The organism is Nostoc sp. DSM 114167, from assembly GCF_052692655.1.
This window is the reverse complement of the sequence record NZ_CP195116.1, coordinates 4,746,888-4,761,288: the sequence shown is the minus strand read 5'-3', so window position 1 is coordinate 4,761,288 and position 14,401 is coordinate 4,746,888. Positions and strand designations below refer to the sequence as shown.

At 41.5% G+C, this 14,401-nt stretch carries 12 protein-coding genes; 7 read left to right on the top strand and 5 right to left on the bottom strand.

Annotated features, from left to right (window positions below; translation table 11 throughout):
- Positions 1 to 173 precede the first annotated feature (173 nt).
- From NSTC731_RS20290 to NSTC731_RS20280, 3 genes are all read left to right on the top strand, one after another.
- Entirely contained in the window at positions 174 to 365 is a 192-nt protein-coding gene (locus NSTC731_RS20290) for a hypothetical protein (protein WP_445632134.1), read from the top strand.
- A 90-nt stretch (positions 366 to 455) separates the two neighbouring features.
- Positions 456 to 1,607: an AI-2E family transporter gene (locus NSTC731_RS20285; protein ID WP_445626512.1), complete on the top strand. Its 1,152-nt coding sequence runs from the start codon at positions 456 to 458 to the stop codon at positions 1,605 to 1,607.
- Between the two features lie 587 nt (positions 1,608 to 2,194).
- The gene (locus NSTC731_RS20280; RefSeq protein ID WP_445626511.1) at positions 2,195 to 3,364 is read left to right on the top strand and encodes a homocysteine biosynthesis protein; all 1,170 of its coding nucleotides are present in this window, start codon (positions 2,195 to 2,197) and stop codon (positions 3,362 to 3,364) included.
- Positions 3,365 to 3,516: 152 nt separating this feature from the next.
- Here the strand turns inward: NSTC731_RS20280 and NSTC731_RS20275 are convergent, their stop codons facing one another.
- Positions 3,517 to 4,539: a hypothetical protein gene (locus NSTC731_RS20275; protein ID WP_445626510.1), complete on the bottom strand. Its 1,023-nt coding sequence runs from the start codon at positions 4,537 to 4,539 to the stop codon at positions 3,517 to 3,519.
- A 378-nt stretch (positions 4,540 to 4,917) separates the two neighbouring features.
- On the opposite strand from NSTC731_RS20275, the gene NSTC731_RS20270 reads away from it, so the two are divergent.
- On the top strand, positions 4,918 to 5,811 hold the full coding sequence (locus NSTC731_RS20270; RefSeq protein WP_445626509.1) for a tetratricopeptide repeat protein: 894 nt from the start codon (positions 4,918 to 4,920) through the stop codon (positions 5,809 to 5,811).
- Positions 5,812 to 5,964: 153 nt separating this feature from the next.
- On the opposite strand, the gene NSTC731_RS20265 is transcribed toward NSTC731_RS20270, so the two are convergent.
- The 4 genes from NSTC731_RS20265 to NSTC731_RS20250 all read right to left on the bottom strand — a co-directional run bounded on the left by NSTC731_RS20265 (position 5,965) and on the right by NSTC731_RS20250 (position 8,976).
- On the bottom strand, positions 5,965 to 6,585 hold the full coding sequence (locus NSTC731_RS20265; RefSeq protein ID WP_445626508.1) for a TMEM165/GDT1 family protein: 621 nt from the start codon (positions 6,583 to 6,585) through the stop codon (positions 5,965 to 5,967).
- A gap of 309 nt (positions 6,586 to 6,894) precedes the next feature.
- Positions 6,895 to 7,347: a DUF29 domain-containing protein gene (locus NSTC731_RS20260; RefSeq protein WP_445626507.1), complete on the bottom strand. Its 453-nt coding sequence runs from the start codon at positions 7,345 to 7,347 to the stop codon at positions 6,895 to 6,897.
- A gap of 113 nt (positions 7,348 to 7,460) precedes the next feature.
- Entirely contained in the window at positions 7,461 to 7,781 is a 321-nt protein-coding gene (locus NSTC731_RS20255) for a hypothetical protein (RefSeq protein WP_445626506.1), read from the bottom strand.
- A 235-nt stretch (positions 7,782 to 8,016) separates the two neighbouring features.
- Positions 8,017 to 8,976, bottom strand: a complete 960-nt coding sequence (locus NSTC731_RS20250; RefSeq protein ID WP_445626505.1) for a protochlorophyllide reductase — start codon at positions 8,974 to 8,976, stop codon at positions 8,017 to 8,019.
- Positions 8,977 to 9,561: 585 nt separating this feature from the next.
- Between NSTC731_RS20250 and NSTC731_RS20245 the strand changes: the two genes are divergently transcribed.
- The 3 genes from NSTC731_RS20245 (at position 9,562) to NSTC731_RS20235 (ending at position 14,320) form a co-directional block, all read left to right on the top strand.
- Positions 9,562 to 10,968 carry an AAA-like domain-containing protein gene (locus NSTC731_RS20245; protein WP_445626504.1) on the top strand — a complete coding sequence of 469 codons (1,407 nt, stop codon included), beginning with the start codon at positions 9,562 to 9,564 and terminating at the stop codon, positions 10,966 to 10,968.
- A 265-nt stretch (positions 10,969 to 11,233) separates the two neighbouring features.
- Positions 11,234 to 12,796, top strand: a complete 1,563-nt coding sequence (locus NSTC731_RS20240; RefSeq protein WP_445626503.1) for an AAA-like domain-containing protein — start codon at positions 11,234 to 11,236, stop codon at positions 12,794 to 12,796.
- Between the two features lie 210 nt (positions 12,797 to 13,006).
- The gene (locus NSTC731_RS20235; protein WP_445626502.1) at positions 13,007 to 14,320 is read left to right on the top strand and encodes a hypothetical protein; all 1,314 of its coding nucleotides are present in this window, start codon (positions 13,007 to 13,009) and stop codon (positions 14,318 to 14,320) included.
- Positions 14,321 to 14,401 lie beyond the last annotated feature (81 nt).

Here is a 14,401-nt window from a genome sequence, read left to right as displayed (position 1 = left end):
CAGCACTAACAAAGTGTAATAGCGATCGCGCCTCACATCCTTCGCTCCTGACAGGTACTAGAAATTATATTTTTGTGAAAACTACAAGGATTGTATCTGTGGGTTTATTCTAGAAACTACACGGTACAGCGCAAATTTGTATGTACCGCAAAAATCTGTATTGCCGTACTTTTATGGAAAATCAACTAGGATTAATTCTAAAACTGCTTTTACTCTCGGCTTTGTTATCAGTATCGATCAAGTATGCAGGGCCAAGTCTACCAATTCCGGCGACAGCAACCAACGCGCTGATTATAGTATTCTTGCCGACTGCGATCGTAGCGATCGCTCTACTGTGGCGATTTCAAGCAGAAAAACAAAATTAACTCAAACCATTTACGCACAAGTTCCTAAAATCAGCTAACCTAGCTTAATTACAATAAAATTGCATCTTGGCAACGGTTAGGAGTTAGCCTGTGAACCTCGGTCAATGGATCGGCTTAATCGCCATAGTTCTTTCTTTATACATCTTGTGGCAAATTCGGGAAGTGCTTTTGCTGATGTTTGCCGCAGTTGTGTTAGCCACCACCTTAAATCGGCTAGCGAAACGCTTCCAAAGCTTTGGGATGAGGCGCGGATTCGCCGTCCTCCTAGCAGTAGCTATCTTTTTCGCAGGTGTCGTGGGTTTTTTCTGGCTAATTGTGCCGCCATTTGCCCAGCAGTTTCAAGAACTAACCTATCAAGTTCCTAGAGGGTTTGGACGCTTTAATAGTTGGCTTGATGCCCTGAGAACTCGTATTCCTGACCAGTTAGTTCCTTATATCCCAGATATTAATAGTCTCATCCAACAAGTACAGCCTTTCGCCAATCGGCTACTGGGAAACTCCTTTGCTTTTGTATCTGGTTCTTTAGAAGTCGTTCTCAAGATTTTGCTAGTGTTGGTTTTAACAGGAATGATGTTAGCCGACCCAATGGCTTACCGCAAAGTATTTGTGCGGCTTTTCCCTTCATTTTATCGGCGGCGGGTAGATGGGATTTTAGATAAATGTGAAGTCTCTCTGGAGGGATGGATTACAGGCGCTTTCATTGCCATCTGTGTAGTGGGAGTGATGAGTCTGATTGGGTTATCAATTTTGCATGTCAAGGCAGCACTTGCTTTAGCAGTTTTAGCGGGATTTTTTAACTTGATTCCCAATCTGGGGCCAACAATGAGTGTAATCCCAGCAATGGCGATCGCCTTCTTAGATGAACCTTGGAAAGCGATCGCTGTCTTGATTCTCTACTTTATTATTCAACAAATTGAGAGTAATTTCATCACGCCTGTTGTGATGGCGCATCAAGTCTCATTGCTGCCAGCCATAACCTTAATTGCCCAGCTATTTTTCGTCACTTTCTTTGGCTTTTTAGGATTATTTCTAGCCCTACCCCTGACTGTTGTCGCTAAGATTTGGTTGCAAGAAGTGTTAATTAAAGATGTTCTGGATGAATGGGGAAATAATCATACACAAGAGACTGAATTTGTAATAGTTTCTCAATCTCCAGAAGCCGATGAGAATTGGAAAGCAGAAAATACAGACATTAAGAAGAAGCCATCGATTGATGATGACATCTTGAAACCAGAAGATTAGTCATTCAATTTTTGATTACAGAAAAAGGCGATCGCTTTTGGTCAGTGAGACATGAGTTCAAATCTCGTCCGGGTTTCTAAAACCTTGACCTGGTAGTTTAGCGGTAAAACACCACGACTTAAAGATTAAATTTGCAGAAACCGGAAATTAATTAGGCAGAAATTGTGAAACAACAACTGAAAGTTGTAAACTTTTGGTACAAACCCTTAGAGATGGACATTGCTTATTTAAAATCAGTAAATCCACTTAATTGTAACCATACATTTGATTGATAATACAAAAAATTTTTATAGTAATTTTACTTAGAAAAAAGCATTTTGGATACAGACAGCTTGTTTGCTCCAAAAAATATATCATTTTAATTTTGCAATCCTTGAATTGTTTTTTGGAATTTTATCCTTATTCGGGGTGTTAATGTCGGGCAGAGATTGGCGATCGCTATTTGGAGATGAAATTATCCAAAAGCCTCGATCGTCTGCGTTCACAAAGAGCAATGAAAATTTCTTTTCCCTACTCCCTAGTTACAGACGCGATTAATCGTGTTTCTCCCTATTTACCATTCAGCAGGAAGCGCAAGCACTGAGAAGATGCGAACAATTGCAGAAATTAACGAAAAAATTAAGCGCCAACGTGCGGTGGTGTTGACAACTGAAGAATTAAAAGCACGAGTTGTAGAAATCGGTGTTACTAAAGCTGCTAAAGAAGTTGATGTAATTACCACTGGTACTTTTGAGCCGATGGAATCAAGTGGTGCAATTATCAATCTGGGACATACCGATCCCCCAATAAAAATTCGCCGTTGTTGGTTAGATGGCGTGCCAGCATACTCTGGTTTTGGGGCAGTAGATTTATATTTGGGTGCGAGTTGCGCTGTGGAGACGACGGATGGGGAAGAAGTGCGAGAACGTGGTGGTGGTCATATAATCGAAGATTTGATCGCTGGTAAATCTATACACGTGAAAGCGCAAGGACAAGTAACAGATTGTTACCCCAGAGCAAATTTTGAAACTACAATTACCAGTGACACAATTAATCAGTTTTATTTATTCAATCCGCGCAATCTTTATCAAAATTTTATTGTTGGTGTAAATGGTGGCGATCGCCCCCTCTTCACCTATCTCGGCCCTTTACAACCGCGTTTGGGGAATGCTGTTTATTCTAACCCTGGTGCGATTTCCCCCTTACTCAACGACCCCGATTTGCAACTCGTTGGTATAGGTACTCGAATTTTTTTAGGCGGCGGTATTGGCTATGTCGCCTGGGAAGGCACTCAGCACTTTCCCTTACAAAAGCGTTTAGCTAATCGTACACCGATCGGGCCTTCCGCTACTTTAGCTTTAATTGGTGATGCCAAACAAATGGATGCTCATTGGGTGCGGGGGTGTTACTTCAAAAGTTATGGCCCCTCATTAATGTTAGGTGTTGGGGTACCACTACCTGTATTAAATGAACAAGTAATTGAACACTGTGCTGTCCAAGATCGAGACTTAGTAGCCCCAATAGTAGATTTTTCCATTCCCCGGCGCGTCCGTCCCACCTTTGGTTTGGTGAGTTACGCCCAACTCAAATCTGGGTGGATCGCCATAGAGGGCAAAGCAGTACGCTCTGCCCCCTTAGCGAGTTTGTTTTTTTCTAGGCAAGTCGCCTTAGAGTTGAAAAAGTGGATCGAAGCAGGTACGTTTACCCTGACAGAACCAGTTTCTCCAATTCCGATGGAGCGATCTTTTCTACCCCAAGACCGTCGAACGGATTTTTGATTGGGGGGAGTGCGGGAACAGGGGAGCAGGGAGACAAGGGGGACAAGAGGAAATTATTGAACAAATCTCCCCCATCTTCCTTGTCTACCTTGTCTCTTCTCCATACCCAATACTTCGGCTTCGCTCAGTACAAGTGCCCAATGCCCCATTCCCTACTCTTGAGTCGGTTTCGGTCGTTTGATAGGTTTAGGAACAGGTGTTCTTGGTATAGGTTTTGACACCACTGAAGGGTCGCCGCCTGTACTTGTTTTCTTGATGGGACGAGGGGTTTCGCCAGTGCGTCTGGGGGGGAATGGTTTTCTACCACCAGCACCACCAATGCCAGCACGAGGCCCACCTTTAAATGGTGGTTTGCGTTTTTTGGGTAAATCAGCGATCGCCTCAGCTTTTTCTACTACTAAAACGTCTGCTTCCCGCTTGGCTTGGAAGTCCCAGAATTTTCCCACTGCTTTGGTAGTTAGCACACCCCTCAATTTCAACTTAAAATATTTGGGTTTATCAGTTGATTTACGTGGAGCCTGCCTAATTTTGACTACCAAGCTTTTAGCATCAAAAGATTGGTATACTACTTCACCACGAACAGAAAAACCACCATCAGTAACTTCTGATGAAGGTCTGGGGGGAGTTGTATTTAGTTCAGAGTTCTCGGATAAGCCATCATCAAGTGTCTGTAATTGCAACTCCAAATCCGATTCGTCCTCATCTGTTGAGTTTTTAGCCAGATTTTCTGGCTCCCAAACTCCGACGATTTGGATGTGCAAGGTATCATTTTCTTGTCTGGTACGTGGATATACTACCCACAAGTGTTCTTTTTCTAGGTCTAGATGATTCTTGACTAAGCTCATAATCCGGCCTAGGAGGACGGCATTGAGTTCTACACCATCTGCGGTCAACAGCGTACCTTGAGTAAATTGTTCGCTGCTAGCATGATAGCGACCCCGGACTAACCCGATCGCTCGATACTGCATCGGTTCGCTGGGAGGTGGAATCGGTTGCTGGCGATTGATCGAGTTCCCATTTGAGTCAGTCTCGCTGGTGTTGACAGGCAAATTGTCAACTTGTTTAGAGGACTGGGCTGCTATGCGAACATTAGCGGCTGCCTCTACGTTAGTTGGGCCCTGGTTAGAGGCAGAAGAATTGGAAGATTCAGGCAACGGCATCAGGTCGGAATTCATAAAAACTCCTTGCGGCACAGACACATCCCATTGTGGGATTTTACAAAGGCAGCTGGAAAGAGCATTTGTGCGACTGATGAAAGTATATTGGCTTTTCACAAAATCACACTAGGGTACTCTATACAATCCTAAAGGCGCTAAATTTAATGTATAAACACTAAATGTCTAATTTAGCGGCTTTACACTAGTTTCGGAAGCATATCATAGCTACAATTCTGACGGCTCCTCCTAAAGTCATCACTTACTTTAGCAGTGTGGATAGTTAATTGTTATAAAATTCACAGGCAATTGGCGGTATTCCGCAAAGTTTTGGAAATTTTTAACTTTACGATTTGTGTAAATGATAATGTCATTAAAATTTAGGAGAAAGACAAAACCGTGTCTCAACCGCGCAATCGTTGGATAGTTCAAGTCGTCTTAGCGGTGGCAATTCTTGCTTTTGTGGGTGTTTCGGTGATTCCCATAATTGGAGCATTTAATAATACGCCACCCTCAAGTCAGAATACTGCTAGCACCAAAGGCAGTTTGTCCTCTGCTGACCAAAAATCAAAACTGGAAGACGAAGCACGGGGTTATGAACAGGTTTTGCAAAGGGAACCAGAAAATCAAACTGCGCTTAAGGGTCTGTTACAGGCGCGGCTGCAATTACTGAGTCAAAAAGATAAAAGTGAGGTTAAACCAGCTGATATCCAAGTTGTTATTGAACCCCTAGAAAAGCTAGCAAAACTGAATCCCGAACAGTCAGAATATTCAGTGTTACTAGCTCAAGCCAAACAGCAAATTGGCGATCGCGAAGGAGCCGCTCAAGCTTATCGCTCGGTTTTGTCCACGAAACCGGGCGATTTGAAGGCTTTGCAAGGAATGGTGGCTCTGTTAATCAGTCAGCAACGCCCCGAAGCAGCCATTGGTTTGTTGCAAGAAACCCTCTCTAATGCACCCCAAGCAAATACAATTCAGCCTGGAAGTGTAGATACAGTAGCGGTGCAGGTGCTGTTAGGTTCTGTTCATGCTTCCCAGAAACGGTACGCTCAAGCTAGCTCTATATATAACCAGGCAATTAAGAAAGATCCCAAAGATTTCCGCCCCGTTGTGGCAAAAGCAATGCTCCTGAAACAACAGGGCAAAGACGCAGAAGCAAAACTTTTGTTTGATAGTGCCGTAGCTTTAGCACCTGCTCAGTACAAAGACGGAATTAAAAAAGCAGCAACGGCTTCCCCTCTCCCTACTCCTGCTGCATCTCCCGCGCCTCCATTGGAAAGTAAGCCTAAGTAGGGGGCATTGGGCATTGGGCATGGGGCATGGGGCATTGGGCATGGAGAAGAGACAAGGTAGACAAGGAAGAGGGGGAAGACAAGGAAGAGACTTGTTCAATAATTCCCCCTTTTCTCCTTGTCCCCTTGTCTCCCCTGCCTCCCCTGCCCCTGATCACGCTCCTTCAATGGCAGCAACAATACCAAAGACTAAAAATAGGCATCCGCCAATCAGGGTGAGTTGACGCTCAGAAATACGTCCGGCAATCATTTTGCCGCCGATAACTGCGATCGCAGCACAAATAGAATGTCCTAAAATCGCACCTATTGTCACTCCAATGGGGTTATTACCTGCGGCTAGGGCAATAGTGGCAATTTGGGTGCGATCGCCCCACTCTGCCATAAATGTCAACGTAAAGGCTTCTATGATAATTGCCAAACCAGTCTTTTGCTTTGGTAACTGCAAATCTGCTTGTTTCACCGCAGCTTCAGCTTCGTCCACAACTTCTGTATCACAAGCAGCAGCTGACATCTTACTAGCGTCATACAACAGCTTGATACCAAAGGCAATAAATAAAGCTATTTCGGCGTAATGAATATAAACTTTTGGCAACAAAGATACTGCTTGTCCAAATATCACCGAAAGGATTGTCATCGCCGCCAAAGCAGCTGTCACACCTGTAAACACCAGCCGCCGCGGGTGGTGCATTGCCAAAATTACAGCAATAAAAAATGTTTTATCACCTAGTTCTGAAACTGTAATTAGTAATAAACCTGCGGTAAAAGCTGTTAACACTCTCTCAAGCTCCTGAAGAATCGTTTACCGATGTGAAGCTTGATGAGAGCCAAAAGACCTCACCAAGTTTACACTTTTCGGTGTGAACTTAGTGAAGGTCTCGCTTTCAAATATTGATTACTTGCCATCTGAACCAGGCTCATCGCCAGTATGTTGATTCAGATGTACTGGCTTTCAAGTTTTTTGCCAGCAGCTACTCCCCTTCTATGCGTCCGTCATTATACATATTTTCCATGTATTAAGTCAAGAGAGTAGGCATATAGAGGCATAACTGTAGAGTAAAGCGGTACATCCAGACCGATTCAGGGCTTACTGAGGTAAAAACTCATCATCTGTGACTTCTGCTAGCTGGTATGGGCAGTTCAGAGGAAAGGATTCCATTGACAAGCCCGTTTTAGCTTTTGCTTGCTTAACCGCTTGTGTGTAACACTCAGCAAAAACTGTTTCAAGATAGGATTTGAGACTAGGTGAATCATCTAGAGCTTCTTTGACGCGTCTACGATGTTCAATGATGCTTCCTTCCCAGCTACCGCTTCTTTTGTCGGGCTGAAATTGCCATTTGAGCAAATGCATTAGAATTACAATCAAATTACTCTTAAGACTCCGGCGTTCACTCCTTCCCATATCGGCAATTTCTTCAATTAGGTTCTCCCACTCAACGTTTGCGTAATCCTGACTTTGCAATTTTTCTATAGTCGTTTCTATCCATTGCAAGTAATCAGTTTCATATAGCGTTTGGGAATGCGCCTTTAAAGAAGACATAGCAGTTTCCATCAGAAATGTTTAGATAATTTTTCGTATCTATTTACAATTAACATCAGTGCGTTAACAAAGTGTAACGCACCCTCCTGGCTAAAGTAATGTCAATTGTCTAACTAATCAACTTTAAGCTTTGCCAATATCTCTAGGCGTTTCAGATAATTCTTCATGTGTTCAGCACTCTCTGTTGGAACACAACCATCGTTGTACAGATAAATTTTGTCTGTATTTGAATCACCTTTGTAAGAAAGTTTTGCTGCTGTTGCTAAACCTATACCTTTCAATTCAATGCAAATAGGATATTCTTCATACTTGATATGTTCCTTTGTTTTGAAACCAACTGGCTTGTATTCTCTATTAAGCACCACGTATTTTCCATCAGATTGTTTTTCAATGCAATAAGGAAGAAATACTGCTCTGAAATCGTTAAGCGCCATATCATTTCCTTTATCTAAAACTTTACAATTTTTATGATTTATTATCGATCACACTAAATACTAGCTTTTTTCACAACTGTATTGGCTCTGTAGCGCTACTTAAAAAAGCTATCAATAAAGTCAGAGGTGACGTAATAATCACCTCAAGCATTTTTACTTATACATGATGCCAATTCAAAAAAGTGGATTGATAAATCGATGAATCATGCACAAGGGTAACGCAAGTCCTGTATCATTAAGCAATTCCAACCAACTTGGCACTTAATTCCCATACGCGATCGCCTTTTTCGTCATCGCGAGCTTGAGGAGAGACTTTTTGCACAAAAGACTTACCATCTTTCTTCTGGCGATTTCCCCAACTCCAATAAACACCGGATTGATTATACTCAGGATCGGCAACCACGGCAGCAACCCGTTCTCCCGCTAACTCTTGAGACACATATCCCCCAGTGATGTACTTCTGGAATAAGGGGAAGATTTTCTGAAACAGGGGATAGTGGTTTCTAAATAGAGGCGTTTCTGCAACACATCCCGGATAAAGAGAACTGAAGACGATACCAGTTGACTCGTGATAGCGCTCGTGCAGTTCCCGCATAGTCAGCACGTTGCAAACCTTGCTGTCTTTGTAAGCTTTAACTGGTTCAAATTTTTTGCCATCAATCATCGATATTGGCTCTTTAAACCCTTCTGCAAAGCCTTGCAAATCGCCTAAATCGGGACGTGGTGGAATCTTTCCACCTAGTTCGTCTGGATTGTGCGTAACTGTTCCTAAAATTACCAGCCTTGGCTCTAAAGATGATTTCTTCAGATCCTCCAGCATCAGGTTGCACAATAGGAAATGCCCTAGATGATTGGTAGTGACAGTTAACTCGTAACCTTCTGGACTGCGTAACGGCTCTTTGATTAAGGGCATATAAATTGCAGCATTGCACACCAAAGCGTCTAGAGATTTGCCAGTGGCTCGGAAGTTCTTCACAAATTGTCGAACACTTTCCAAGGAGCCAAGGTCAATATGTATGCTGGTATAACTGTTGTAGGGGATTTCCACACTTTGGGCTGCTTTTTGTGCCTTTGCTAAATCCCGACACGCTAACACCACATACCATCCCCTTTCAGCAAGAGCTTTTGCAGCATACAAACCCACCCCTGAAGAGGCACCCGTAATTACAACCGTTGGCTTTTGATGTTGTTCCATTCTGTTCAGCTCACATTGACTGTCTCTAGAATCTCATACCAGCGAGCCATCGTTGTCACCAGGTTTTTCAGGGCTGTATTTAGGCTAAACTAACGCCCTTCGATCGCTCTGGTGAAAACAATAATCGAAGCAGAAAACTGAAACTATTACTAAATCAAGGTTTGAGGCTTTATTTTCTAATATAAATTTACAAATGTAAATGTAGCCAAAACCTGAAAAGTGAGGTTCGTAAGCCTTGCAGCAATTGCTTTCTCCAAGAGTGATGGAAGAGCGCTAAGTAAGTGGGCGAGAAAATCCCCAAGTATTTTACGAAATGTAAATACAGCACATACTTTACAAATTCGTTATTTCACCGTTTTTACAAAACTAAATATATATTGCTTTTATCGTGCTTGCCGACTTAAACTCTATACAAAAAACCTGATAAAAAGTAATTATAATCACATTTTTGGTATAGTGATGAATGCAGCAATATCAACTTTTTTTGATTTCAAATATTTTTTTTTCAGATATATTTCAGATGTATATTGTTACCAGGCTCAAAAGTATAAGCAAATTGCCTAGCTGTTTAACAACTTCTTCTCTGTGGATAAGCTTCTACAATCTGTAAAAAAAATTCTCCAAGACAAGCCTCTCGATCCAATTCAGTGGTTTGTGCTTTATCAATCGTGGTTGGGTAAAACTTATGGTGAGATGGCAGAGGTATCAGGCTACGGCAACAATTACATCAAGGAAATTGGTTCTGAGTTGTGGCAAGACCTTTCGATCGCACTTGGGGAAAGAATAACGAAAAAAAATCTACATTTAGCTTTGAAGAAACACTTGCAAGACGAGATAGATAATCAAAAAAATCAGGTTCAAGAAAAGTTTGGTGAAGAATCTAGTTTAGAAATGATTTCTCCAGGCTTTTTTTCAGCAAGCAAGATAGAGTTTCCTAGCGGCCCTGTAGCGCTAAATTCTCCTTTTTACATCAATCGCCCTTCTCTGGAAGAACTTGTTTGTAATGAGATTTTACAACCTGGTTGCTTAATCCGGCTCAAAGCACCTAGAAAGATGGGAAAAAGTTCTCTACTCAATCGGATGATTGCTTATGCTAGAGAGCAAGATTATCAAATTGTCTGTTTGGACTTTCAAGAAGCTGACCGAGATGTTTTTGTTTCTCTGGATAAATTTTTGCGTTGGTTTTGTGTAAATGCCAGTAGGCAGTTAAATCTCCTTCCTTGTGTAGATGATTTTTGGGATATAGAAATGGGCAGCAAGGTAAGCTGCAAAATCTATTTTGAAGCTTATTTGTTGCAATACATTAATGATAATCCTTTAGTTTTGGCTTTGAATGAAGTCCATCGGATTTTTGAACATCCCAATATTGCCCAAGACTTTCTGCCAATGCTGCGATTTTGGCATGAACAAGCAAAGCAAGATCGGATTTGGCAAAAACTACGGATGGTAGTGGTTCACACCACAGAAATTTATATTCCGCTCAAGCTCAACCAATCGCCTTTCAATGTTGGGATAACAATTACACTGCCACCATTTACCCTTAAGCAAGTACAGAGTTTAGCATTACGTTACGGACTAGATTGGGCAGGAAACTTGGAAGGGGCAAAACGCCTTGCACCCCTACAAGCAATGGTAGGAGGACATCCCTATCTGGTGAGCCTTGCATTTTATCATCTATGTCAGGGTAGAATGACGCTAGAGGTGTTATTAGAAACTGCATCTACACCAGTAGGAATTTACAGTCAGCATTTACGAGAACTGTTGACACTACTGCAAGCAGAACCAGAATTAATGTCAGCTATGGAACAGGTAATTGCCACAGATGAAAAAGTGGAGTTAAACGCGATCGCTGCTTACAAGTTAGAAAGCATGGGTTTGGTTCAACTAAACGGCAATCAAGCTAGCGCCATGTGTGAGTTATATCGTCTTTATTTTAGCCAACAGTTTGGAAAGCAAAATAGTGCTAATATTTCTTATGAATTTACCAGCTAGTTTTGAGTGTTCATACTAAACACTAAAGTTTTGACTACGAATCTAATTATTCATCGATATTATCAGAATTTTATTAACTGTCACAATCCAAATGTGTCAATTAGACTTCTTGCATAAGTCGGGAAAAGGGAAAGGGGGAAGGGGAAAAGGGACTCATGTTAAAGGGAAAGGATTTTGAATTTCTTTATCCTTTTACCCTTTACCCCGACCAATGCCAAGAAGTCTATTGAGATATAGAAGAAACTTAAAATTAAAAATCAATCAAATGAAAAATTATCGATACCAAGTTGGTGGTACTCTCACTAATGACGCTCCTAGCTATGTTGAGCGCAGAGCGGATATGGAACTTTACGAAGCTTTGAAACAAGGTGAATTTTGCTACATCCTAAGCTGTAGACAAATGGGTAAATCTTCACTTATGGTAAAAACAAAGCACCGTTTGCAAAAAGAGGGCTTTAAATGTGCCACCATTGATATGACTAATATTGGTTGTGAAAATATAACTCCAGAGCAGTGGTACAAAGGAGTTGTTGGTGACTTATGGTTAAGTTTTAAACTGTTAGGAAAAATTAATTTAAAAACTTGGTGGCAAGAACAAAACGATCTTTGTTTGGTTCAGAAACTCAGTCGATTTATTTCGGAAGTTTTATTAGCTCAGTTTCCTAACGAAAGGCTATTTATTTTTATTGATGAAATTGATAGTATACTCAGCCTCAATTTCTCCGTTGATGACTTTTTTAACATGATTCGATTCTGTTATAACCAACGAGCAATTAATCCAGAGTATCATCGAATAACATTTGCAATTTTTGGGGTTGCGACACCTTCAGACTTAGTTATATATGGAGATAATACTACCCCGTTTAATATTGGTAAAACTATACAAGTCAATGGTTTTACCTTTGAAGAAGCTCAACCACTATCTTTGGGATTAGATATTAAAGACAATCATCCTCAGAAAGTTTTGAAAGAAGTATTAGCTTGGACAGAAGGACAACCATTTCTTACTCAAAAGCTGTGTAGACTAATTGTGAGTTTATCTCAAGATGATTTAGGTAGAAAGCTAAAAATTCCCCCTGGCACAGAAGAATTTTGGATAGAAAATGTGGTGCGATCGCACGTCATTGAGAAATGGGAATCACAAGATGAACCGGAGCATTTGCGAACTATTCGCGATCGCATTCTCAGAAACGAAAAATTTGCTGCTAGATTGCTAGGAATTTATCAACAAGTCCTCCAAGGATTGAAAGTACCAGTTGATGATAGTCGAGAACAGGTAGAACTTTTGCTGTCTGGTTTGGTAATCAAAAAACAAGGTTATCTCCAAGTAAAAAACCGAATTTATCAAGAAGTTTTCAATTTAGAATGGGTTGCAAAAAAACTAGCTTACTTGCGTCCCTACTACGAAAACTTCAATGCATGGGTAGCTTCAGAAGAAAAAGATAAATCTCGCCTATTACGCGGACAAGCCTTGATAGATGCCCAAATTTGGGCAAATGGTAAAAGCTTGAGCAACTTAGATTATCGATTTTTAGCTGCTAGTGAAGAATTAGATCGGCGAGAAGTACAGCAGGCATTAGAAGCTGAACGTGCTCAAGAAGTAGAAGCACGACTTGCAGAACAACAAAAAAGGCTGGCTCAACAAAAGAGAAATGCCACAATAGTGACACTTTTGCTCGTGGGAATGACCATTAAATTAGTGATTTCTATAGTGTGGGGAGTATCGCTTTTACGAAAGATTGATGCTTTAGAATCACAGTTAAAATGCACTCAGATAGGGCATAAAGGCAAAGTAATAACTGCCAATTCTCGGTTAGGTGGATGCTGAGGCTAATTTAAGATTTTACTTTTTGCAGAATTATTTAAAATTTACATTATTTGAACATTCATCTCTATCTGAAGAAAGATGAATAGATTTTTTAGCTAACAAATAATTCGATACTACATATATATTCACTTCGATAAAGTTATTACTTAAAGTCAGTAAACCGAAAATTTAATGTCAGCTTGACTGCCAAGTACAAAACTTGTAAAAACAATGCATAACAAAAGATTGTCAAAAACTCCCTCATCCATCAATACCAATTCCCAAGCAGCAGAACAAAACCCAAGATTGGCGTATAGACCGTTTGGTAGCCAAATTCAAAAAGCATCAGTTGCACCTGTGACAGAAACGGATATAGAAGATGTTGCCTTTGCAGAACAGAAGTTTGAAGCAACCAGTCTGGAATTACAAGCCAAATATGGCAAGATTACGCCAGAGGGGCAGGAACGGCTGACTGTCCTGCAAGCCAAGATGGATGGATTATTGAATTCTCGACTGGAACACGCAACTCGATTTGAACATAACATTGCCAATATTTCACTAAGAAGACCAGATATACCAATTCAGGCAAAGCTGACAATTGGAGAGCCTGGAGATAAGTATGAGCAGGAAGCTGACGAAACAGCGCGTCAGGTTGTGCAAAAAATTCATCAGCCACAAAGGGAGAAACTTCAACGCGATTCATTGCCTGAAGAGGAAGATGAATTGCAAATGAAACCAGAGGGCAATATCCAGTGCGAGTCATTGCCCGAAGAAGAAGAAGAAGAATTGCAAATGAAGCCGATGGTGCAGCGTGTGTCAGACGGTGGTGTGGCAGCAACACAAGATTTAGAAACATCCATCAATCAGGCACGGGGTGAGGATGAGGTTATGAAGAAAGACCCCACTATAACGGTGACAGATATCATACAGAGGATGCCGGCTGCACGAACGACTAGAACATCGACGAGACTGGGGACGTATGATAGAAATGCACCATCAACAGACACGCAAGGTAGAACCAGAGGTGCACAAAGGAATCGCGAACAGCGCAATACTATAGCCGGAGGTGGTGAGGTTGCGCCGCCACAGAGAAATCTAAGCAATCAACCGTTTTCAACGGCTAGTGATCAAACAAAGTTGTGGAATGGTTTTGAGCGGCCATCTTGGTCGAGAGGGTTTGAGGATAATTTTTGGGCATCACAGGAGTCGAGGCAAGAAACAACCCCCAATGGAGAACAACGTACTGTATACAAATGTCAAGTAGGCTCTAATGATTACGCTTGGTTGCCTCGGTCTGGAGCAGCTCATAGTGATGAAGATCATGCAACAATTGGACATATTGTGCAGTGGCGAAATTTCATACGAGACAATATTGATCCACAGGATTACGAGGTGCTAGGCGGGGTAATAGAGGCGTATAGTATGAACGATGTGGAACAGGCATATCAAAATCTAGAAAACCTTCGAGCAGAAGGAATGATATGGAACAGTAAGACAAGTGGAAAAGCCTATGGAGGAGATCCATTGTTACAAAAATGGAAGTGACATTGAATAAGCCCTTCGGGAATTGGCAGTCTAGAAAGTCAATTGATCGCTCCTAGCATGAAGGTTGATTCAGCGTGCGAT